Consider the following 21,397-nt stretch of genomic DNA (forward strand, 5'->3'; position numbering starts at 1 on the left):
CGTCGACGGCACCTATCTGCCGTAAGCGCCCGGCTGGACCCCGTTGATCACTGCCGAAAGCTCCGTCCGCCTTCGAGCACGGGTATACGCTGTCAATCGCGGGGACCGCTGCCAATCCGATTGCCTTCACACACGTCGAACCTGCCGCGTTCACCACGTGCACCTGCGCAGACGGGCCGAGATCCGGCGACCATCATCGATCGCTGCAGTACCGAGCCGACGGCGACACATGAGGGCGACCCCAGCCGGGACCAGAAGGAAGGCGGCACCTGAAACCAATGAACGAGACCATGGATTTTGCGTTCAGCCGGGAAGACCTGCTCCCGATCGCTGACGCGCATCGCGAGAAGTTTCAGAACGCAGACCCGTTCCCGCACATCGTCATTGACAATTTCCTACCCGCCGAGGTCCTCGAGCCCGTTCTTCGCGAGTTCCCAGAGCCTGGCGACACCGAATGGCAACAGTACGACAATGGCCGTGAGGTGAAGCTTGCACTTGCGGATTCAGAGCGGATGGGACCAGCAACGCAACACCTGTTGGCGCAGTTCAACTCCGCGCCGTTTGTGGACTTCATCGAACGACTCACCGGGATCGAGGGGATCGTCCCTGATCCACATTTCTTCGGCGGTGGACTGCATCAAATCCGGACCGGCGGCTTCCTCAAGGTCCACGCTGATTTCAATCGCCACCACCGACTGAACCTGGACCGGCGGTTGAACGGACTTCTCTATCTGAACAAGGACTGGGAAGAATCATGGGGCGGGCATATTCAATTGTGGGATCGCGACATGCAGCATTGCGTCCAGAAATCACTGCCCATCTTCAACCGCTTCCTGCTCTTTGCGACAACCGACTTCTCGTATCACGGTCATCCAGATCCCCTCACCTGCCCGCCACATCGCGCACGCAGGTCAATGGCGCTCTACTACTACACCAACGGCCGCCCGGACGAGGAAATATCATCGAGCGAGCACTCGACGCTCTTCCGCGCTCGCCCGGGTGAGTCCTTGAACTCCACGCTCAAGCAAAAGCTGAAGCGCTGGGTTCCCCCCGCCGCCATCGAGGGAGTGCAAAAATTTCGGAATCGACAGTGAGCGCCTAGTTGGGAGGTGGCGGTTTGATGTCAGACGTCGTGTTGAGATACCGCCGAAACTACGGCTTGGGTGACGAGATCGGGATCGAACAGGTCCAAGCCCACGAGCAGCTCGAGGCTCGGTTGACACGCGAACTGCTGGACTCCACGCCCGAATTGCGCTGGGAGGTATTCAGTGCGGCGTACACCGAGCTGTATGAATCCCTACCCTGGCTGAACACAACAGACGACTCGAGACCCGCATGGTGGACGGCTGCCTGGCTCAAGCTGGTGCCGGCGCAATCCGACGTCATCGAGATCGGAAGTGGTCGGGCGGCACTCCTTCGGGACCTCGTGCGATCCGGGCACCGGTGCGTCGCCACCGAGATTTCCCCAGAGCGGGGATCAAAACATCTCGCGGAGTCCGACGTACTCCAGTGGCACATCACCGATGGCATCCATCTCGCATCATTCGAACCTGACGAGGCGTTCGACGTCGTGATCTCTACACAGGTCATCGAGCACTTCCACCCGGACGATCTGCCGACACACTTCGAGAACGCGCACCGCATCCTTCGCCCCGGTGGTCGCTACCTCTTCGACACTCCGCACCGCAGTTCGGGCCCGCACGACCTTTCTCGCGTATTCGAGTACGACCACGCGCAATTCATGCATCTGAAGGAGTACACGCACGACGAACTCGCGACCGCACTGAAGGCCGCCGGCTTCGATACGGTCAAGGCGGTGATCGCTTTTCCCGGCGTGGTGATCCAGACTCGCATTGGTCTACTTCTGTTGCGCCTGCTGGACCGAATTGAAGACCGGATGATCACCCGCACCAGGTCGAGGCGGATACTCAGGGCGCTGTTGAGCAAGGTTGGCGTGTCAAGGAACATCTGGCTCGCGGCGTATCGCAAGTCCGCGCGATGAGCAACCCACCCGCTTCGATAGTCGTCGTCATGTTCAATTCTGCGTCGACGGTGGCGGACTGCATGATGTCAATCCCGGCAGAGTGCGAGGTGGTTCTCATCGATCAGCAGTCGTCAGACTCGTCGGTGCAAACCGCGCTGGAGTACCGGCCTGACGCCACGCTGATCAGGGCCGGGGAGAACCGGGGCTTCGGCGCAGGATGCAATTTGGGTGCGGCAAACGCGACGTCGGAGATGCTCATCTTCTTGAACCCCGATGCTGCGTTTCAATCACCCGACGCCGTAAAAATCCTCAGCGAGAGCGCAGCCCAGAACGACGTTGTCGCCGGTCCGCGAATCCTCGACTCTTTCGGCGAGGATCGGACCCGGGCCAGATACTGGTCGTGGCCGGTTGCCGACATCGTGGACGTGTTCGCGCCAAACGCTCTGATCGTCGGGAGGTTCCTCCGCGACATTCCGCCAACCGACCCCGTGTACACCGACGGTGGTGAGGTCGCATTCGTACAGGGGTCGTGCATGGCGTTGAGCGCGAAGAACTTCTGGCGCGTGGGCGGTTTCGACGAGCGCTTCTACCTGTACCAGGAAGAAGAGGTCCTGGCTCGGCGGCTGCTCGAAGTCGGAGTGAAGAACCGTCTGGAGCCCAACGCGGTCATCACTCACCTCGTTGGATGTTCCACGTCGCAGTTCCCCGATTTCTCCGCGGGTCAGTACTTTCGATCGCTTGCGCTGTCGCTGATCTTGTTCCGCCGCAAGCTCGTTGCGCTTCCGACGATCTGCACCCTATGGGTTGTGCTCCACTTGATGGCCGTCCTGACACCCCTTCGCAAGAGAATTGGCTGGCGGTCTGAGAGAGGCCGCAGCTGGTACCGCGCCGCGGCCGCCGGACTGATCTGCGGGGCGCGTCGTCGAATGGCAGAACCACCGCCCTGCTCCCAAACAGACTGACGCTCAGCGAGTTCGACGCGCCTTCGCTGCTGCGACCGCAGCGTAAACCTCGCGATGCCGGCGGGCGATGGTGTCAGGCGCAAGTGCCTCGTCAGCTGTCCTTTGAGCGCCATCGGCCAATGCGGCGAGCAAGTCGGGCTCCGTGAACAGGCGCACGATTGCGGCGCGGAGCCCTTCCACTGTCGGAGACTCCACGAGAAGTCCGTTCACCTCATCGTCAACGGCTTCGCCGAGGGCACCGACATCGGTTGCGATGACGGGGCGCCCATTCGCGAACGCCAGCGGTACGACGCCGCTCTGACTCGCCTCCCGGTAGGGCAGCACCACCGCGCTGACCGATCCGAAGAGCTTCGGCAGATCCTCGTCGGCGACGAAACCCTCTCGCCAATCGAACAATTCGGGGTTCTGCACGAGCGCACGGGCTCGCGGACCCTCAGCCCCGTGGCCGGCAATGATGAGCCGGAGATCGCCGAGGACCTTCGCAGCGGCCTCCGTCGCCTGGATCAGCAGATCGAGGCCCTTGTAGTACTCCCACCACCCGAAGAACAGCATTGACCGCCCGAGCGGCAGCGGATAACTCCCTGACGGTTGGGCGAGCGCACCATGTGGAACTACTCCGACGTAGGCCTTCGCCGGCACCCGAGGGTCTTCGCGAAGTTTCTGCACCAGCCGGTCGCCGTGGACGACGAACCCGTCGGCGGTCTTGTAGAGGGCCCACCTCACCAGTCGTTTCAGATAGCTGGTGTGGAACTGGCGTCCGGGGTGGGGCGTCACGTCGTGCACGGTCACGATCCGTGTCGACCGCGGTACGGCAAGCGACAGCAGCAGCAGCCGCCAGTCCGAATGCCACTGTGAGTGAACGATCTGGGGCCGAAACGCCCTGGCGTTCTTGATCACTCGAAATAGCGTGCCAAGGCTGCGGGGGTCGAACTGTTTGCCGGTTACGAAGTCGACTTGCAGTGGATCAAACATCGCCTTCTTCTCGCGGACGGCCTGGCCCGGCAGCCCCAATTCCGAGCCGTGGTCCTTGAGTACACATCTCACTTCGGCCGTCTCGTTGAGCGAGGCAGCAAACGGCGCAACGTAATAGACAAACCAGTCCGCGATCATCAATACGCGGATACCGGTACTCGATCCGGATTCGTCTGGTGTCGGGGGGCCGGGCTCCATCGCTGATCGACCCTAGACTCGGGGCAGGCTATTGGGAACAGCGGCGGTGCCATTCCTCCCAGTTCGCCTGCGGCGCTTCGCGGCAAGGTCGAGTGCCCGAGAAATGACCGGCGAGAGATTCTGCCAGAACACTTCCGTCGTGAACTCGGACTCGACCCGAGACCAGGCGGCGAACCCGATGTCGTCGATGAGACCGGGTTCGGCGAGCACGCGCAGAATGGCGCGCTGCAGACTCACCGAGTCGCCGGGCGTCACCAACAAGCCGGATACGCCATCCTCGATCATCTCTACCGCGCCACCGTGTCTCGTCGCGATGACCACGCACCCACTGCGCATCCCCTCGAGCACGACGGTAGGCAGAGGATCAGGCAGGATCGATGGCACCACGACGACGTGCATCGAATCGAAGAGCGCTGGGATGTCCGGGTGGAAGCCGACCAGCTGTATTTGCCCGGTCAGCCCGTGACGATCGACTGTTGACTGGATCTCACCGATGCGCCACAGTTCGTTCGGCACCGGATCGCCGGCGATGACGACCTCGATCGGCGCACCCTGCGAAGCGAGTTCGATTGCGGCATCGAGGAATACCTCATACCCCTTCCAGTCGCTCAGCCTGCCGGCAAAGCACACACGCAGCGGCGCCGGCTCCAGCTTTGCAGCTAGTGCGCGGGATGCTATTCCATTGCGCAGCAACGCAATTTGACGCGGCGGCTGCGCCTCACCGCACAAGTGTCGGAACACGGCTCCCGACACGGCAATGACCTGATCGGCGGTCAGTGGCAACTTTCGAAAGACCCACGCCAGCCACCGCGGATGCTCAATTATCTCGTGGACATGCCAGATCAGGCACCAGCGACGCCGACGGCCCAGGAATGCCCCGATGATCAGCGCCGACGTATTGACGTACACCACTTCAGGATCGAACGCCCTGATCTGCTCTCGCACGAACCGCCGGGCCTTCACGACACCGGCGAAATAGTTCGGCAGGTTGCTCCTGGTCAGGTAGCGTCGCCGGGCCGTTCCCAACGGTCCATGGCGGACGTCGACGCCAATCTCCGTCAGACGATCGGTCAACCATCCCGGGCGCGCATCGTCGGGGAGCAGCACATGCACCTGCGCCTGCATCTGACACAGGTACGTTGCCACCGACAACAGCACCCGATCAGACCCGTAGGCTTCATCGGCGGGGTGCAGAAGCAATATGCGGCTACCGGGCTTGAGCACTTTACTCACTTCCGATCCGGTGTGTCATCTGTGCCGGGCCCGACCCTGATCCACTCCCTTCGAGGGCATCTCGCTTCGGGCTTTCTCGGCACGGGCGCACCCTTGCAACTGTAGTGTCGTAGGCAGATTCAGTTGGGATAACTTCACAGTAATTACGCGGTCTTTCAGCCAAATCCAGAATCAGCTGACCGTCATGGGAACGACCTACGCACAGGCCCTTGGTAAGAGTGGGGTTCGATCAAGTTGACAGACTCCAAGGAAGCGCGGCCGGCGAAGAGCGCAACCTCACTCAAACTGGGTTCCGCGGTTCAAATGCTGCCTATTGTGGCCGGCTACAGCGTTCAGATTGTCTGCACGCCGTACGTTGTCGCTCGCCTGGGCTTGCATGATTTCGGCATCTGGGCCGTCACCGGAGCCATCGTGCAGTACGGGGCCCTCCTCGACCTGGGCGCCGCACGAGCGACCGTGCGATATGTGGCCTTGTTCCACGCCAAAGGTGATGTCAAGGGCCAGGGCAGCGTCCTCACCATGTGCTTCGGGATGCTGCTTGCGATATGGGCAATCCTCAGCGGCGCAGCAGTATTGGCTGCAGAGCCCATGACCCGCGTCCTCGGATTGGAGGATCCAGCGCTCACGCGGTGCCTGTTCCTGAGTTCGATCTCGATTTTGGTTCTGGGCATCCTCGGCTGGGTATTGACAGCTGCCTCCATCGGTATAGGCCGGGTAGTGCCCACAACCGTGGGGTTGGCAATCTTGTCGGTACTCCAAGCCTCCGGAGGGGTCGTCGGGTTGGCGTTGAACCCATCATTGACTTGGTTCGCGTATGGGTCCGTCACCGGCTCGGCTCTCGGTTGTGTCGTGGTGCTTGCCATCAAGCTTGCCGGCGAACGACGCATCCCCTTCGCGATACCGACACCAGCGTTCATGCGCGAGTATTTCGGTTACGCGCTGACATCACAAGTTGCTGCCGCAGCCGATACGCTGGCGCTGCAATCCGGAAAAATCATCGCGGGCCTCATGATCGGCCCTTCTGCGGCGGGCATCTACGAACTTGCCAATCGACTTGCGATGGGGGCACAAGTTTTGGGAAGCGCGTCCGCATCTACCTTGACCCCGCATCTGACACACGCGTACATCACCAGGGGCATGGACGGCGTCCTCCATCAGTATGAGCATCTGACGCGCCGCAACACATCGGTCGCACTGATATTCCCATTTGCCATGGCGGCCACCGCAGTTTCCGCCATTACTGTGTGGCTCGGCAACGATCACCAGCAGGTGACCGTTGTACTGCTCGCGCTACTTGCCGGAATAGCCGTCAACCTGTCGACTGCAATATGTTCATGCACACTATCGGCGATCGGCAGGCCGGCAGTGATCGCACAGGTCTCAGTGGTCACCGGCATAATTCAAACGATAGCCGCAGTAGCCGCCACGCACTTCTGGGGATTCGCGGGACTGGCTGGGGCACTTGCAATCTGCGTTCCCACCGCGAAATTTCTCGGTCTTCGCTATGCGCATGTGAAGCTCAGCATCCCGTTGAAGCTCTACACCCGTGGTGTCGTGGGGCCGTTCACCGCCGCTGTAGTCGCTGCCATAGCCGCAATACCATTCAATTTCATCGCTCCGATCGACGACCGTAGATCGGCCATCTTGCCGTTCTGCGCATCAGCCATCGTATTCTTTGCGACCTACTTGTTCATCAGTTGGAAGCGCGGATATCTACCCCAATTGCCGCTTCCTTCGAAACTGCGCACGGCTTTCAAGGGAAAAGAGCTGCCAAGCCACACCCGTTGATGGTTCGGTATTGTCTGCGCTCTTGGCTCAGTTCGAGTTCGGCTGGTCGCTGTCCTGGCGCCGTCGATCGAGACGGACGGCAAGTGGCGCCACGACGGTTTCGCCCGCTGCGACGTCGTGCATCACCGTCGCGTTGGCTCCGACTGTCGCGCCGTCGTGGAGGGTAATCGGCCCCAGGACGATGGCGCCGGCCGCGACCCAGACTCGGTCGCCGAGCGTCGGCCGGCCCTTTGCGTTGTAGCCGATGCTCACCTGATGGTTGATCCAGCAATAACTTCCGATCGACTCGGCACTCACGATGGTCCCCACCCCATGCTGAATGAACAGCGCGGGACCGATTCGGTCGGCTACGAGCTTGGGGTACGCAGGCGGGCGGTACATCACGTACAGAATCACGCGGACCGGCATCGGCGCACACCGCAGCCGGTAGTGCACCAAAGTCCGGAATTCCGGCATCGCCCCGCTCAGATACGCGAATCGTGAGTACTGATCGAGCGCCTGGAGTTCGCCGTCGCCAAGACAGCGCACCCACCAATCGACATCCGCAGCAACTGTCGCCGCAGCCTCAGATCTGTTGACACCGAACCAAAGTGGGTACGCCCAGATGCGCATGAACGGCACCAGCTTCATCCGAAAACTACGCCCCATGGGTCGAATTCTAGTGGACCTGGTGCTGCCGGTGGCGCTATCTGATTTCAGTCAGTCGCACGGAGTTCTCAGCGCTGCCAACGGGACGCGATGCGCCTGAGCTCGGACTCAACGCTCTCCACGGGTCAGTTCGACTGCCAGGAATGGCGCCAACGGCGTTGCGCCCAGCCAGCTCGGCAGGTGATTCAGATACCAGCGCGCCGCTGGCACCAACCACGCTGCACGCGCCGAACCGACGCGTACGAATTGGAAATAGTTCGCCATGTTGAGCGGACGAACCCTGCTGGCACCCGCCGCGCGCGCCATTCGCCGAACCTCGGCGAATGACATCAACGGGTGGGGCCCCCACGTTGGGTGCAGGTTCAGGTGCGTGCGCTCGAAGAGGCGGTGACCAAGCTTGCTCGTCGACCAGTCGTGCGCGGGATCCAACGGGAACAGCTTATTTGGCGCGACGATGATGGCGCGGCCACCAGGCCTGAGGACCCGCATCATCTCGCTGATGTAGCGCTGGCGGTCGGCTTCTCGTGCTGCCGGTGGGTCAGGCTCACCAATGTGCTCGATGACACCAAAGGACCAGACCAGGTCGAACATGTTGGACTCGAACGGCAGATCCAACGCAGAGCCGGACACGACGCGCTCGGGATTTGCCCCCGCGCTCAGCCAGCCCGGAAGGTTGCCGGGGAGGTCGACGCCCCAAGCGTCGATCGCCGGATATGACTCGACAATCGTCTTTCCGATGGACCCCGTTCCGCATCCGACGTCAAGCGCGTTCCGGTCTTCGGGCCGCAGCTGGCGGGCCAGCCACCGTTCGGCGCGGTCGGCGGCCCCGCAATTTATCTGCTCAGCCAAATAGTCGTCATCCGGTACCAGTGCAATTGTTGATGTCGGTGGCATCAAATTGAGATAGCCGCCATCAAGAACCGGATAGGTAACCGAGCAGGACCGGCACATGGCGCCTGCCTCGTGATGCTCCAGGCCGCCATGACATTCAGGACAGGCGATTGGACTCACGAGCGGCAGCCTTTCGGCCGTTCCTTCAATGCTCACTGTCGAAGTATGCCACGCTCAGATTCTTCGGAAATGCTTTTTCTCGCGTCGTCCCGAGGTTCCTTACCTGCGGCGAGCCTCGCGCCCGCAGACCACTCTCCAGTTGAGCGCCGACCAACATTGCAGCTAGCCACTACCGAATGTCGCTGTGGCTATGGATATCTCGTGGTTCTGGCGCATGGTGTGACACACACCCAGACAGTGGATCGACACCCGCCCAATAGGCAGTGCCCTTTGCACACGTCCGGATTCCGTTGCCGCTACATGGCCAGCCGTTGCGACCCGACCGGGCTCCGGACTGGAATATTAAGCGCCGCAGCACGACTCAGGATGGGATGGACTTCAGCATGTGCAGCGACACCACGCGCTTCCATCACTGCACGCATCGCACCGTCATAGCTGCGGGCAACCTGCGCCCATGAATAGTGCTGCGCCGCCCGCACTATGCCGGCGTGCGATTCCTGTTCCCGCGCAGCACGATTGTCCATCAGATGCAAAATGGTCTTGGCGATCAGCTCCGGATCGTCAGAGACAAACTCACCGGCCGAACCGAGCACCTCGCGGTTGTAGTCGGTGTCACGGGCCAAGATCGGCGCACCGGCGGCCATTGCCTGCACCAGGGCCGGATTGGTCCCACCTACACTGTGGCCGTGGAAATAGAGGCCGGCGTGCTGCCACAGCGCAAGTAGCAGCTCATCGTCATGTACGTGCCCCAGCCAGGTGACAGATGGGTGAGCGGACAAGCGTCGCGCGGTCTCATCCAATTCACCTCCGTAGCCGGAGCTGCCGACGATCACCACGGGGTACTGTTCGGCAATCGCCGGCACTGCTTCGAAGAACTGTGCCACAGTGTTCTCGGGCACCAATCGTGTTACCACCAGGACGTATTCGCGATGCGCCAGCCCCTTTGGCGCAGCCAGCTCAGGCGCGATATCGCCGCCATAGGGAATGAACGTCCCCTCAGCGTCAAATGTGTCTTTCCAGTACTGCGCGATCCTGCGCGCATCAAAAACGAGCCCGTCCGCCCATTGCGCCGTACATTCGGCCGCCTGCCTGAAGACCCGCTTGGCCAGCGGACTCCACTTATCGCGTTCCCATTCGAGTCCGTCGACATTCACCAGCGTCGGGATACCACGCGCCCGCAGGATCGGAAGAAAATATCCGTTTGCGCAATTCATGATCAATGCGACGTCTGGCTTGCGCACTGCGGCATCAAGCGCAGCCGTCAGGCCGTGCGACAGCGTGCTCAACTTCTGGGTCTCCAAGCCCCAGGTGACCCTTCGCTTTATGCGCGGGTCCAAGGTCGGGTCGTCCGGCTTCGTGGCACCGTGCCGGCCATAGACCGTGACGTCCCACCCCATATCCGCCAAATCGGGTGCAAGTTTTCGGACGGCCGTCTCAAATCCCCCGTAATAGCTGGGGTATCCGCGCGTTCCGATTATTGCCACTGAAGACATCAGGCCCCCGATCTAGACCAAATACCTAGGGTAAGTAAGCGGGCTTCTAATGCGCAGCTCATGGAACCCACACGAAGGCCCGATACGAGGCCGATGCTACGACCACGGTGGACACCCAGGAAGCGATTTCACAAAGTTTTTTTCTAAAACGTCAATATTAAAAGGTGGATTTTTGTTAGTCTCATTTATGAATATCTCCGCCAGCAACCGATGGGGTGTTTGCATAGCCAGCGGCGGATTTCGACAACAGTTTCAGAGACCCGGGCTGACCAAAACTTACCTATGCGTCAAATAATTGCAGGTCAAGGCGCTGCACTACCCCGTACCGGCCGTTGCCAAAGACTCGGCGCACGCTGCCTTCGGTAAAACCACGATGTAGCCCGCCCGGGCCTCAGCAACTTTCAGAACAGCGCAACCCGGCCAGACCCCGCAGAGCCGACGAGCGCCGGATTTCACCACCCGTGATCGAGAAGATCTAGCAGGTAGCTGCCATAACCGGACCGCACGAGCCGCTCGGCGCGCTCCCGGAGCTCGTCGTCTGTGAGGAAGCCCTGCCGCCATGCGATCTCTTCGGGGACGCCGATCTTGAGGCCCGTCCGCCGCTCCATCGTGCGGACGAACTCCCCCGCGTCGGTCATGTGGTCGACCGTGCCGGTGTCGAGCCACACCGTGCCGCGCGGCAGCACCTGCACGTGCAGCCGCCCCTGCTCGAGATACCGGCGGTTGACATCGGTGATCTCGTACTCGCCGCGGTCACTCGGCTTCAAATCCTGGGCAATGGAAACAACGTCGTTGTCGTAGAAATACAGCCCAGGAATAGCGTAATTGCTTTTGGGAACTTTTGGCTTTTCCTCAAGGGAGACAGCCAATCCCTGCGGATCGAATTCGATGACGCCATAATCACTGGGCTCCGCCACCCAATACGCGAAAATGGCGCCGCCATCGACTTCGTTGAAATTCTGCAGGCGTGTACCCAAACCCGGGCCATACAACAGATTGTCACCCAGTACAAGCACGACTTTGTCGCCCCCGATGAAGTCCGCGCCGATAGAAAACGCCTGTGCCAACCCGTCCGGCGACGCCTGCCGTGCATACGTGATCGATACGCCGAATCGCGAACCATCGCCCAAGAGTCGTTCAAAACTCGGTGCGTCGAAAGGTGTTGTGATGACCAGGATGTCGCGGATCTGCGCCAACAGCAGCGTCGACAGCGGGTAATAGACCATCGGCTTGTCATAAACCGGAATCAACTGCTTGGACACGCCCAGGGTGATCGGGTGGAGCCTGGTGCCCGACCCGCCCGCTAGGATGATGCCCTTCACGGGCATATCGTGGCACGCCAGGATCACGCACACAGGATTATTGACGTTTGCGTTAAGGCTCTTTTGGGAGGTCGACCTGCGCATCCTCTTCGTCTGCACCGGCAACATCTGCAGATCGCCCACCGCAGAACGACTTTCAGCGGGAATCGCCGCGCAGACGGGGATCCCCGACTTCACCGCGTCCAGCGCAGGAATCCACGCCGTGATTGCCCATCCGGTTCATCGCTTTGCGGCCGAGGTCCTGGTCGGACTGGGCGGCGATCCCGCGAACTTCGCCGCGCGACAGCTGACTCCGCGAATCGCCTCCGACGCCGACCTTGTCCTCACCATGACCACAGCGCAACGAACCGCCGTACTGGAACTGGCGCCGCGCCAGTTCCGAAAGACGTTCACCCTCGGTGAAGCTTCCCTCCTGGCCTCCACATACGGTGCATGCACGGTCGAGGACCTTACGGCGTTGCGCCTCCACCTGGCCGAACATCGGCCGGTGGAGATCGCCGATCCGATCGGCCAAGACATCAATGCCTTCCTAGCGATCGGCGAACAGATCGCCGCACTGCTGCCGCCGGTCCTCGCACTCTGCCGCCAGAAGCATCAGTAGACGTAGTTCGCGTAGGGCGCGTTCTCAGGGTTCTTCATCTCCCAGTCAAGAACCCCATTGTCACGCCAAATGAAGTCATCCACACCGAGCTCGACGAAGCGATCATGAATACGATCGTTATAGTGGAGCATGAATGCGCGGACAAGACGTTGAATTTCAGGATTTCGCGTCCGCTGAGTATTTCCACATGACAAGTTGTTGTTGTACTGGATGTATCCCCACTTTTTGATATGACACATGCGGGTAGTGAGGAAAGTCCGTAGGATCAGTTCGTAGTCTTCGCATGTGTGCAATTCGGAGTTGTATCCGCCGGCTACCTGATATCCGTGACGAGTCCAGGCTCTGAAATGATTCGGCGCGGCAACGATATGACGAATAGTCTTCGAGTTCACTTCCGGAGAATTTGCAACCAGATACATGGCGTACTTGTGGTATTCACCTCGGTAGCTGCCGAATCCGAATCCCCAGCCTTCCGGGAAGGTCGCATTCTCCCCGCTTTCCAAAATATCGGCACAATCCGAGTAGAAGAAGCCGGCGTCGGGGTACTTGTGGTGAGCTTCGACAAGGTTAAATAGAGCATCAGGGAGCAACTCATCGTCGTGGTCCAGCTCGAGCAGCAGTTCACCGATCGCGAGGCCGCACGCCCGTCTCTTCACTTCGCCGATCGCTCCCGACGGTCGATCACCTCGGTGAACGCTGATCCGGTGGTCACTTCGCGCAATTTCACATAGCTCTTCGAAGGTCGCGCCATCGTCGGGTGAGTCGTCGTAGATCACCCACTCCCAATTGGTGTAGGACTGCGCGAGGAGCGACGAGAGCGGGCGATCGATTTTTGCGCCCGTAAGATACGCTGCCGTGAAAACACTCACCAACGGCTGCACGGGCAATCTTCGCTCCGCTGCATTAGCCACGTAGTTGTGAAGTATTTGCTCCGCGACGTTGGAGAAATCGACGTCATCTGCGGCGAAGTGTAGCCACCGCTTCCGAATCTCCATCGGCGCGTTCATCAGTTCGGGAAAAGACTCTTGATCTGCACCGAATGTAATGAAAACCTGCGGACGATGTTCTACGACAATGCTGCCAAAATTGGATGACCCGTCGAAAGCGACGATATCGAATCGATCAGCTTCTGTCTCGAACGCGTGCGATAGCCGTATCTTTGTGAGCTCTCTTGAGTCAGTCAGCCCGAACACGCAGACTCTGATCAAATCGAATGACATCTCAATCCTGTCGCAACGCTCAGTGTAGGCCGCAATTCGTCGTCGGTCCGGGCTCTCGGGTGCGGGTGGTGGCAGACAATATAGGCGACCGAGGTTTGCAACACTGGAGATTTGCACGGGACAGACGAACCGGTCAGATGCCTCCGGTTTGTCCCCAACCAGTATGGATTCTTTGCTGGCAAGCCCCACACAGTCTCGGTCGCGCGCGAACATCACTGCGGCTCCCCGACCCGGACTGCCAACCCCGCAGCGATCTGGCCTGCGAGCAACACGAGTGCACTCCCTGCCGCAGCCCACGCGCCGAGCCGAGCCGAGCCGACGAACCCAATATTGACGATTCGCCGCAACAATTGACGCTCGCGCTATAAATTACCTGCAGGCCGGAGGGCTGTGTGGCGCGGTCGGTGGAGATGGTAGGCGCCAACGGCGCTCCCGGCTGAGGAATGAGGTAGCTCCTATGGCGCGCCATCGGAAGTCGAGAGCACCGATAAGCAAAGCGCTCTCCAAAGCGCTGATGGCGGTGATGGCGGCATCGACAGCCGTCGGCGCCGTCGGCACGCCGGTAGCGTCGGCTTTGCCAAAAGAACCTAATCCTGTTCCTGGCCAGCCCCATCCTATGCCACGGCCGGTTACCGCCGGCCCGCCAAAGCGTCCACCGTTGCCTGCGAGCGCGCCGCCTACGGGAACGAGTCCCGGGCCGCTCGGGCCAGCCCCTACCGATCCAACCGCGCCGTCATCTTCCGGTCCGAATACGCCCAGTACCGGGTCCCATGTCAATCCTGGCCGCATCCCAGCACCACCACGGTGGAGGCCGCCGCCTTGGGTTCGCCTACCACCGATCCCGTGGCCTCCGAAACCGCCTCATCCGCGTGGTCCCCAAGGTCCGCAGGGCCCGCAAGGAACGCAGGGGGCGACCGGACCTCAGGGCGCGACAGGCGCCCAAGGTTCAACAGGTGCGCAGGGTGCCCAAGGAGCCACCGGTTCTCAAGGAGCCACCGGTTCTCAAGGCGCAACCGGTTCTCAAGGTCCAACCGGAGCCCAGGGAGCCACCGGAGCGCAAGGCGCACAAGGCGCGACAGGTTCTCAAGGCGCTACCGGAGCCCAGGGCTCGACCGGCGCCCAAGGAGCCACCGGAGCCCAAGGAGCCACCGGAGCCCAAGGCTCAACAGGTGCTCAAGGAGCCACTGGCGACACCGGCGCAACCGGTGCCCAAGGCGCCACGGGAGCCCAAGGCACACAAGGCGCAACAGGTGCTCAAGGCGCCACGGGCGACACCGGCGCGACAGGAGCCACCGGAGCCCAGGGAGCCACCGGTTCTCAAGGAGCTACCGGCGACACCGGTGCTGCCGGCCCGCAAGGAGCGACTGGAAGCCAAGGCGCACAAGGTGACACCGGTTCTCAAGGCGCAACCGGCGACACCGGCGCGACAGGAGCCACCGGAGCCCAAGGCGCCACTGGTTCTCAAGGTGCAACCGGTTCTCAAGGCGCAACAGGTGCCCAAGGCGCCACCGGTTCTCAAGGAGCTACCGGAGCCCAGGGCTCGACCGGCGCCCAAGGCGCCACGGGAGCCCAAGGCACACAAGGCTCAACAGGTGCTCAAGGCGCCACCGGCGACACCGGTGCTGCCGGCCCGCAAGGAGCGACTGGAAGCCAAGGCGCACAGGGTGACACCGGCGATACGGGCGCAACCGGTGCCCAAGGTTCCACCGGATCTCAAGGCGCGACCGGTGCCCAAGGAGCTACCGGCGACACCGGCGCGACAGGAGCAACCGGAGCCCAAGGCGCCACCGGTGATACCGGTGCAGCTGGCGCCCAGGGAGCAACCGGAGCCCAAGGCGCCACTGGTTCTCAAGGCGCCACCGGTGCTCAAGGCGCCACCGGTTCTCAAGGAGCTACCGGAGCCCAGGGCTCGACCGGCGCTCAAGGCGCCACCGGCGACACCGGTGCTGTCGGCCCGCAAGGAGCGACTGGAAGCCAAGGCGCACAAGGTGACACCGGCGACACCGGCGCACAAGGTGACACCGGCGCACAAGGTGACACCGGCGCAACCGGCGCCCAAGGTTCCACCGGTTCTCAAGGAGCTACCGGAGCCCAGGGCTCGACCGGTGCCCAGGGAGCCACCGGCGACACCGGTGCTGCCGGCCCGCAAGGAGCGACTGGAAGCCAAGGCGCACAAGGTGATACCGGCGATACGGGCGCAACCGGCGCCCAAGGCGCCACCGGTTCTCAAGGAGCTACCGGTACCCAAGGAGCCACTGGTGCTCAAGGTGCAACCGGTTCTCAAGGCGCAACAGGTGCTCAAGGCGCGACCGGTGCTCAAGGAGCTACCGGCGACACCGGTGCTGCCGGCCCGCAAGGAGCGACTGGAAGCCAAGGCGCACAAGGTGATACCGGCGATACGGGCGCAACCGGCGCCCAAGGTTCCACCGGCTCTCAAGGCGCGACCGGTGCCCAAGGAGCTACCGGCGACACCGGCGCGACAGGAGCCACCGGAGCCCAAGGCGCCACCGGTGATACCGGTGCAGCTGGCGCCCAGGGAGCAACCGGTGCCCAAGGAGCCACTGGCGACACCGGAGCCCAAGGCTCTCAAGGCGCAACCGGTGCCCAAGGAGCCACTGGTGCTCAAGGCGCCACCGGTTCTCAAGGAGCTACCGGAGCCCAGGGCTCGACCGGCGCTCAAGGCGCCACCGGCGACACCGGTGCTGTCGGCCCGCAAGGAGCGACTGGAAGCCAAGGCGCACAAGGTGACACCGGCGCAACCGGCGCACAAGGTGACACCGGCGCACAAGGTGACACCGGCGCAACCGGCGCCCAAGGTTCCACCGGCTCTCAAGGCGCGACCGGTGCTCAAGGCGCAACCGGCGACACCGGCGCGACAGGAGCCACCGGAGCCCAAGGCGCCACTGGTTCTCAAGGTGCAACCGGTTCTCAAGGCGCAACAGGTGCCCAAGGCGCCACCGGTTCTCAAGGAGCTACCGGAGCCCAGGGCTCGACCGGCGCCCAAGGCGCCACGGGAGCCCAAGGCACACAAGGCTCAACAGGTGCTCAAGGCGCCACCGGCGACACCGGTGCTGCCGGCCCGCAAGGAGCGACTGGAAGCCAAGGCGCACAAGGCGCCACCGGCGATACGGGCGCAACCGGCGCCCAAGGTTCCACCGGATCTCAAGGCGCGACCGGTGCCCAAGGAGCTACCGGCGACACCGGCGCGACAGGAGCAACCGGAGCCCAAGGCGCCACCGGTGATACCGGTGCAGCTGGCGCCCAGGGAGCAACCGGAGCCCAAGGAGCCACTGGTGCTCAAGGCGCCACCGGTGCTCAAGGCGCCACCGGTTCTCAAGGAGCTACCGGAGCCCAGGGCTCGACCGGCGCTCAAGGCGCCACCGGCGACACCGGTGCTGTCGGCCCGCAAGGAGCGACTGGAAGCCAAGGCGCACAAGGTGACACCGGCGACACCGGCGCACAAGGTGACACCGGCGCACAAGGTGACACCGGCGCAACCGGCGCCCAAGGTTCCACCGGTTCTCAAGGAGCTACCGGAGCCCAGGGCTCGACCGGTGCCCAGGGAGCCACCGGCGACACCGGTGCTGCCGGCCCGCAAGGAGCGACTGGAAGCCAAGGCGCACAAGGTGATACCGGCGATACGGGCGCAACCGGCGCCCAAGGCGCCACCGGTTCTCAAGGAGCTACCGGTACCCAAGGAGCCACTGGTGCTCAAGGTGCAACCGGTTCTCAAGGCGCAACAGGTGCTCAAGGCGCGACCGGTGCTCAAGGAGCTACCGGCGACACCGGTGCTGCCGGCCCGCAAGGAGCGACTGGAAGCCAAGGCGCACAAGGTGACACCGGCGACACCGGCGCGACAGGAGCCACCGGTGATACCGGTGCAGCTGGCGCCCAGGGAGCAACCGGTGCCCAAGGAGCCACTGGTGCTCAAGGCGCCACCGGTTCTCAAGGAGCTAGCGGTTCTCAAGGAGCTACCGGAGCCCAGGGCTCGACCGGTTCTCAAGGAGCTACCGGCGACACCGGTGCTGTCGGCCCGCAAGGAGCGACTGGAAGCCAAGGCGCACAGGGCGCCACCGGTGATACGGGCGCAACCGGTGCCCAAGGCGCCACCGGTTCTCAAGGAGCTACCGGAGCCCAGGGCTCGACCGGTGCCCAGGGAGCCACCGGCGACACCGGTGCTGCCGGCCCGCAAGGAGCGACTGGAAGCCAAGGCGCACAAGGCGCCACCGGCTCTCAAGGAACTACCGGCGACACCGGCGCGACCGGTGCCCAAGGCTCGACCGGTGGCCAGGGAGCCACCGGCGCCACGGGCGCACAAGGCGACACCGGCGCGACAGGAGCCCAAGGCACACAAGGAGCCACCGGCGCGACAGGAGCCACAGGCGCAACCGGTGCCCAGGGAGCAACCGGTGATACGGGCGCAGCTGGCGCCCAAGGCTCGACCGGAGCCCAAGGCTCGACCGGTGCCCAAGGTGCCACCGGCGACACCGGTGCTGCCGGCCCGCAAGGAGCGACCGGAAGCCAAGGCGCACAAGGCGCCACCGGCGCCACGGGCACACAAGGCGACACCGGCGCAACAGGAGCCACAGGCGCAACCGGTGATACAGGCGCAACCGGCGCCCCGGGAGCAACCGGTGCCCAAGGTGCAACCGGTGCCCAAGGTGCAACCGGTGATACGGGCGCAGCTGGCGCCCAGGGAGCCACCGGCGCCACGGGCGCACAAGGCGACACCGGCGCGACAGGAGCCCAAGGCACACAAGGAGCCACCGGCGCGACAGGAGCCACAGGCGCAACCGGTGCCCAGGGAGCAACCGGTGATACGGGCGCAGCTGGCGCCCAAGGCTCGACCGGAGCCCAAGGCTCGACCGGTGCCCAAGGTGCCACCGGCGCAACCGGTGCTCAAGGAGCCACCGGCGATACTGGTGCTGCCGGCCCGCAAGGAGCGACCGGAAGCCAAGGCGCACAAGGCGCCACGGGCACACAAGGCGACACCGGCGCCACGGGCACACAAGGCGACACCGGCGCAACAGGAGCCACAGGCGCAACCGGTGATACAGGCGCAACCGGCGCCCAGGGAGCAACCGGTGCCCAAGGTGCAACCGGTGATACGGGCGCAGCTGGCGCCCAGGGAGCAACCGGAGCCCAAGGCTCGACCGGTGCCCAAGGAGCCACGGGCGACACCGGCGCAACAGGAGCCCAAGGCGCACAAGGTACAACCGGTGCCCAAGGTGCTACCGGAGCCCAGGGCTCGACCGGTGCCCAAGGCGCCACCGGCGACACCGGCGCAACAGGAGCCCAAGGCGCACAAGGTACAACCGGTGCCCAAGGTGCTACCGGAGCCCAGGGCTCGACCGGTGCCCAAGGTGCCACTGGAGCCACCGGAGCCCAGGGAGCCCAAGGCGCAACCGGAGCACAGGGCGCCACTGGCGCAACGGGTGCCACAGGCGCAACCGGAACCCAAGGCGCCACCGGCGCAACGGCCGGCTACGTGACTATTTCTGGTTGCACCGGTTCTCTCGCTGGGCTGGGTGGTACATGCTCCTCGAGTGTGCCCGGAGCCGGTACATATATGGTGCCGGCCTACGCAGTTGATGCCACCACGGGCCTAGGTGGCACAGTCGGCGCTCCCACGGGCCCCGCCGTCACGTGCAGCAAGATGTACGACACCTATGCGGGCGTATCGATCTTGGGCAGCGTGATCAGGACGGGCAGCGTCTACCGATGCACGTAGATTTCGGCGGGCTATCGGGCGTTCAACACTTCGGGGCGACCGATGTCAATCTTGCGGCCGGTGAAGCGTGGATGAGCAAGATAAGGGGCCGGCGTCGGCCTGACGACGAATCCGCGACTATCTCGCACCCAATGACTTTTGAGAGCAAAAAATCGAGTGATAGTGGGGCAGTGCATGCATTCTCAGCTTGAGCTAGAGACGGCAACTTCCACGCAGGCGCCCAGAAGGGGATGGCCTTCCGCGGAAAGCCTTTCGTTGATTACGCCGGCAATATTGGCTGCGTGTTTGAGCATATTCGTCCTTACTCAGCCGTTCGCGTTGACCGGTATTCACGGGGCGGCGGCGAGCGGCGTGGGCTATGACGACGGCATACTGCTGGGCTCGGCGATCAGGCTGATCCACGGCGATCTGCCCTATAGCAGCTTCTTGTTACTGCATCCCCCAGGAATGTCTGTCCTGATGTCGCCTGTCGCAGCAGTCGGTGCAGTCGCGGGGTCGTCGACGGCGCTGATACTGGCGCGCGTCGTGACCCTGCTGGTTGCCATTGCGAACGCCGTACTGGTGGCAGCAGCAGTGCGCAGACGCGGCCCGGTCGCATCATTGGCCGCGGGTGTGTTATTCGCCCTATTCCCGTTGGCAATCAATGCAACTCATACATTGTTGCTCGCGCCGTACACGGTGCTCTTCTGTTTGATCGGCGCTGTCCTGCTCTTCGGGGCCGGACGTGTCGCGAGTCCACGCCGGATCCTGCTGGCAGGCGCGGCTTTTGGAACTGCCTGCGCTGTGGATTTGGCGGCAATACCCGTTGCGTTGGCCGCGGTGGTTGTGATCAGCGTTCTGCAGCGACAGTCCATACTGAGATTGACAGCGTCGATGGTCGGCATGTTCGTGGCACTCTGTCTGCCATTCTTCGCCGTCGCACCCGGCCGATTCATCGACGACGTCGTCGTCGCCCCCCTTCAACACGAGTGGGCGGGCAACGCGTCGATAATGTTCAAGGTCCGCCAACTGGCTGGCGTCGAGGGCATTTCATGGTTAGACGTGCCGAACAGCGTTGTCATCGGCGCCGCAGTGTTGCTGACCGCAGGTTTCACCTATTGGGTGTTCAAATCGCGTACGGATTTCGTCGTGATCGACTGGTTCGTGGTCGCGGGCCTGATGGCCACCGTCGCCGCGGCATTGGTTGGCGGCCAGTTGTATTCGACGCAGGCCTATCTTCCGGCAGCATTCATCAGCATGGCAGCGGGCTCGTTCGTCGGGGCACTTGCGAAACGTCTCGTCTCCACTCAGCGGGCGGCACTGGCGGGTCTTGTTCTGGCCGGCGTGCTGTCGACAGGAATGCTGGTGCAAGCCAGCGCCCATGCCCGCGCGCTACTCGGGGGCTCGTTCAACCCCGCGGACGTCATACAGGCCGCTGTCCCCGATGGGTCATGCTTGGTCACCGACCTCACCACATCCGCCATCGTCGCCGACCGGTTCACCTCGAACAGCAACACGTGCCCGACGATGGTCGACCCGTACGGGGAGTGGATCGCGCAGACTGATCAACACGGGCTGTACAACGGCACGTACCCGACAGACTTCGTCGCCGCCTTCGCCGACAAACTCAACCGCGCGGACTACGTCGCGCTCGTTGCGCCGCTCAGCAGCTACATCCCGTGGACTCCCGAGCTGAGTCAATGGTTCCTGTCGAGTTTCGATGCTGTCCAACAGACTTCGACAGTGACGATTTACAAGCACGTCAAACACGTTGTGCCACCGACCAGATTCACATCGTTTGTCGGGATGTCGACCGGAGCGATCATCGCGCAAGGTATCGAGGCGGAACGCAACGGCGACCTCGGCTCCGCGTTCGGGTCCTACCTGACAGCTGCCTATCGGGATCCCGGTAACAAATTCGTCCACTTCAACATGGGTCACCTCTATCAACAGCGAAACATGATTGCCGAGGCGGAACGCGAATACGGCATTGCGTTGTCCATCGACCCGACCTTTGCGAAACCGCTGTACAACCTTGCCGTCATGAACTCTGATTCCAACCCGGCGCGAGCGATCGCGCTGTATCAACGAGTTCTCGATCTGAATCCCGATTCACCCGCCGCGAAGTTCAACCTCGGCGTTCTGATGGTGCGGTCAGGCGATGCCGACGGTGTCAGTCTGATTCGCGATGTTGTAGCCGCGGACCCCGCTTTCGCCCAGAGTGTCCCGCCGGACATCAAGTTGGACTGATCGGA

Annotated in this window: 14 protein-coding genes; 7 read left to right on the forward strand and 7 right to left on the reverse strand. The window is 62.8% G+C overall.

Going from position 1 to position 21,397, the window contains the following annotated elements:
• Positions 1 to 278 precede the first annotated feature (278 nt).
• The 3 genes from ACNO8X_RS01755 (at position 279) to ACNO8X_RS01765 (ending at position 2,946) form a co-directional block, all read left to right on the forward strand.
• Positions 279 to 1,094 (forward strand): 2OG-Fe(II) oxygenase, encoded by an 816-nt coding sequence (locus ACNO8X_RS01755; RefSeq protein WP_418003897.1) that lies wholly within the window; start codon positions 279 to 281, stop codon positions 1,092 to 1,094.
• 269 nt (positions 1,095 to 1,363) lie between these two features.
• On the forward strand, positions 1,364 to 2,002 hold the full coding sequence (locus tag ACNO8X_RS01760; RefSeq protein WP_418003898.1) for a class I SAM-dependent methyltransferase: 639 nt from the start codon (positions 1,364 to 1,366) through the stop codon (positions 2,000 to 2,002).
• The gene (locus ACNO8X_RS01765; RefSeq protein WP_418003899.1) at positions 1,999 to 2,946 is read left to right on the forward strand and encodes a glycosyltransferase; all 948 of its coding nucleotides are present in this window, start codon (positions 1,999 to 2,001) and stop codon (positions 2,944 to 2,946) included. The genes ACNO8X_RS01760 and ACNO8X_RS01765 overlap by 4 nt, the downstream gene beginning before the upstream one ends.
• Before the next feature lie 3 nt (positions 2,947 to 2,949).
• On the opposite strand, the gene ACNO8X_RS01770 is transcribed toward ACNO8X_RS01765, so the two are convergent.
• On the reverse strand, positions 2,950 to 4,116 hold the full coding sequence (locus ACNO8X_RS01770) for a glycosyltransferase family 4 protein (protein WP_418003900.1): 1,167 nt from the start codon (positions 4,114 to 4,116) through the stop codon (positions 2,950 to 2,952).
• A gap of 12 nt (positions 4,117 to 4,128) precedes the next feature.
• Positions 4,129 to 5,349, reverse strand: coding sequence for a glycosyltransferase family 4 protein (locus ACNO8X_RS01775; protein WP_418003901.1), 1,221 nt, complete (start codon positions 5,347 to 5,349; stop codon positions 4,129 to 4,131).
• Between the two features lie 234 nt (positions 5,350 to 5,583).
• Here ACNO8X_RS01775 and ACNO8X_RS01780 point away from each other — a divergent pair, with 234 nt between their 5' ends.
• Complete coding sequence (locus ACNO8X_RS01780) at positions 5,584 to 7,137, forward strand: oligosaccharide flippase family protein (RefSeq protein ID WP_418003902.1); 1,554 nt, start codon at positions 5,584 to 5,586, stop codon at positions 7,135 to 7,137.
• 27 nt (positions 7,138 to 7,164) lie between these two features.
• On the opposite strand, the gene ACNO8X_RS01785 is transcribed toward ACNO8X_RS01780, so the two are convergent.
• The 4 genes from ACNO8X_RS01785 to rfbA form a co-directional block, all read right to left on the reverse strand.
• A complete protein-coding gene (locus ACNO8X_RS01785) occupies positions 7,165 to 7,785 on the reverse strand; it encodes a serine acetyltransferase (protein ID WP_418003903.1) in 621 nt (206 codons plus the stop codon).
• 108 nt (positions 7,786 to 7,893) lie between these two features.
• Positions 7,894 to 8,832, reverse strand: a complete 939-nt coding sequence (locus ACNO8X_RS01790) for a methyltransferase domain-containing protein (RefSeq protein WP_418003904.1) — start codon at positions 8,830 to 8,832, stop codon at positions 7,894 to 7,896.
• A gap of 260 nt (positions 8,833 to 9,092) precedes the next feature.
• Positions 9,093 to 10,289 (reverse strand): DUF1972 domain-containing protein, encoded by a 1,197-nt coding sequence (locus tag ACNO8X_RS01795; protein ID WP_418003905.1) that lies wholly within the window; start codon positions 10,287 to 10,289, stop codon positions 9,093 to 9,095.
• 452 nt (positions 10,290 to 10,741) lie between these two features.
• Positions 10,742 to 11,611: a glucose-1-phosphate thymidylyltransferase RfbA gene (gene rfbA, locus ACNO8X_RS01800; RefSeq protein ID WP_418003906.1), complete on the reverse strand. Its 870-nt coding sequence runs from the start codon at positions 11,609 to 11,611 to the stop codon at positions 10,742 to 10,744.
• Between the two features lie 40 nt (positions 11,612 to 11,651).
• On the opposite strand from rfbA, the gene ACNO8X_RS01805 reads away from it, so the two are divergent.
• Positions 11,652 to 12,212 carry a protein-tyrosine-phosphatase gene (locus tag ACNO8X_RS01805; protein ID WP_418003907.1) on the forward strand — a complete coding sequence of 187 codons (561 nt, stop codon included), beginning with the start codon at positions 11,652 to 11,654 and terminating at the stop codon, positions 12,210 to 12,212.
• On the opposite strand, the gene ACNO8X_RS01810 is transcribed toward ACNO8X_RS01805, so the two are convergent.
• Positions 12,206 to 13,432, reverse strand: coding sequence for a glycosyltransferase (locus tag ACNO8X_RS01810; protein ID WP_418003908.1), 1,227 nt, complete (start codon positions 13,430 to 13,432; stop codon positions 12,206 to 12,208). The two genes, ACNO8X_RS01805 and ACNO8X_RS01810, sit on opposite strands and share 7 nt — an antisense overlap.
• Before the next feature lie 953 nt (positions 13,433 to 14,385).
• Here ACNO8X_RS01810 and ACNO8X_RS01815 point away from each other — a divergent pair.
• Both ACNO8X_RS01815 and ACNO8X_RS01820 read left to right on the forward strand, forming a co-directional pair.
• Positions 14,386 to 18,924, forward strand: coding sequence for a hypothetical protein (locus tag ACNO8X_RS01815; RefSeq protein ID WP_418003909.1), 4,539 nt, complete (start codon positions 14,386 to 14,388; stop codon positions 18,922 to 18,924).
• Between the two features lie 524 nt (positions 18,925 to 19,448).
• On the forward strand, positions 19,449 to 21,392 hold the full coding sequence (locus ACNO8X_RS01820; protein WP_418003910.1) for a tetratricopeptide repeat protein: 1,944 nt from the start codon (positions 19,449 to 19,451) through the stop codon (positions 21,390 to 21,392).
• Positions 21,393 to 21,397: the final 5 nt, after the last annotated feature.

Source organism: Mycobacterium sp. PDNC021 (genome assembly GCF_048282635.1).
Lineage (GTDB): Bacteria > Actinomycetota > Actinomycetes > Mycobacteriales > Mycobacteriaceae > Mycobacterium > Mycobacterium llatzerense.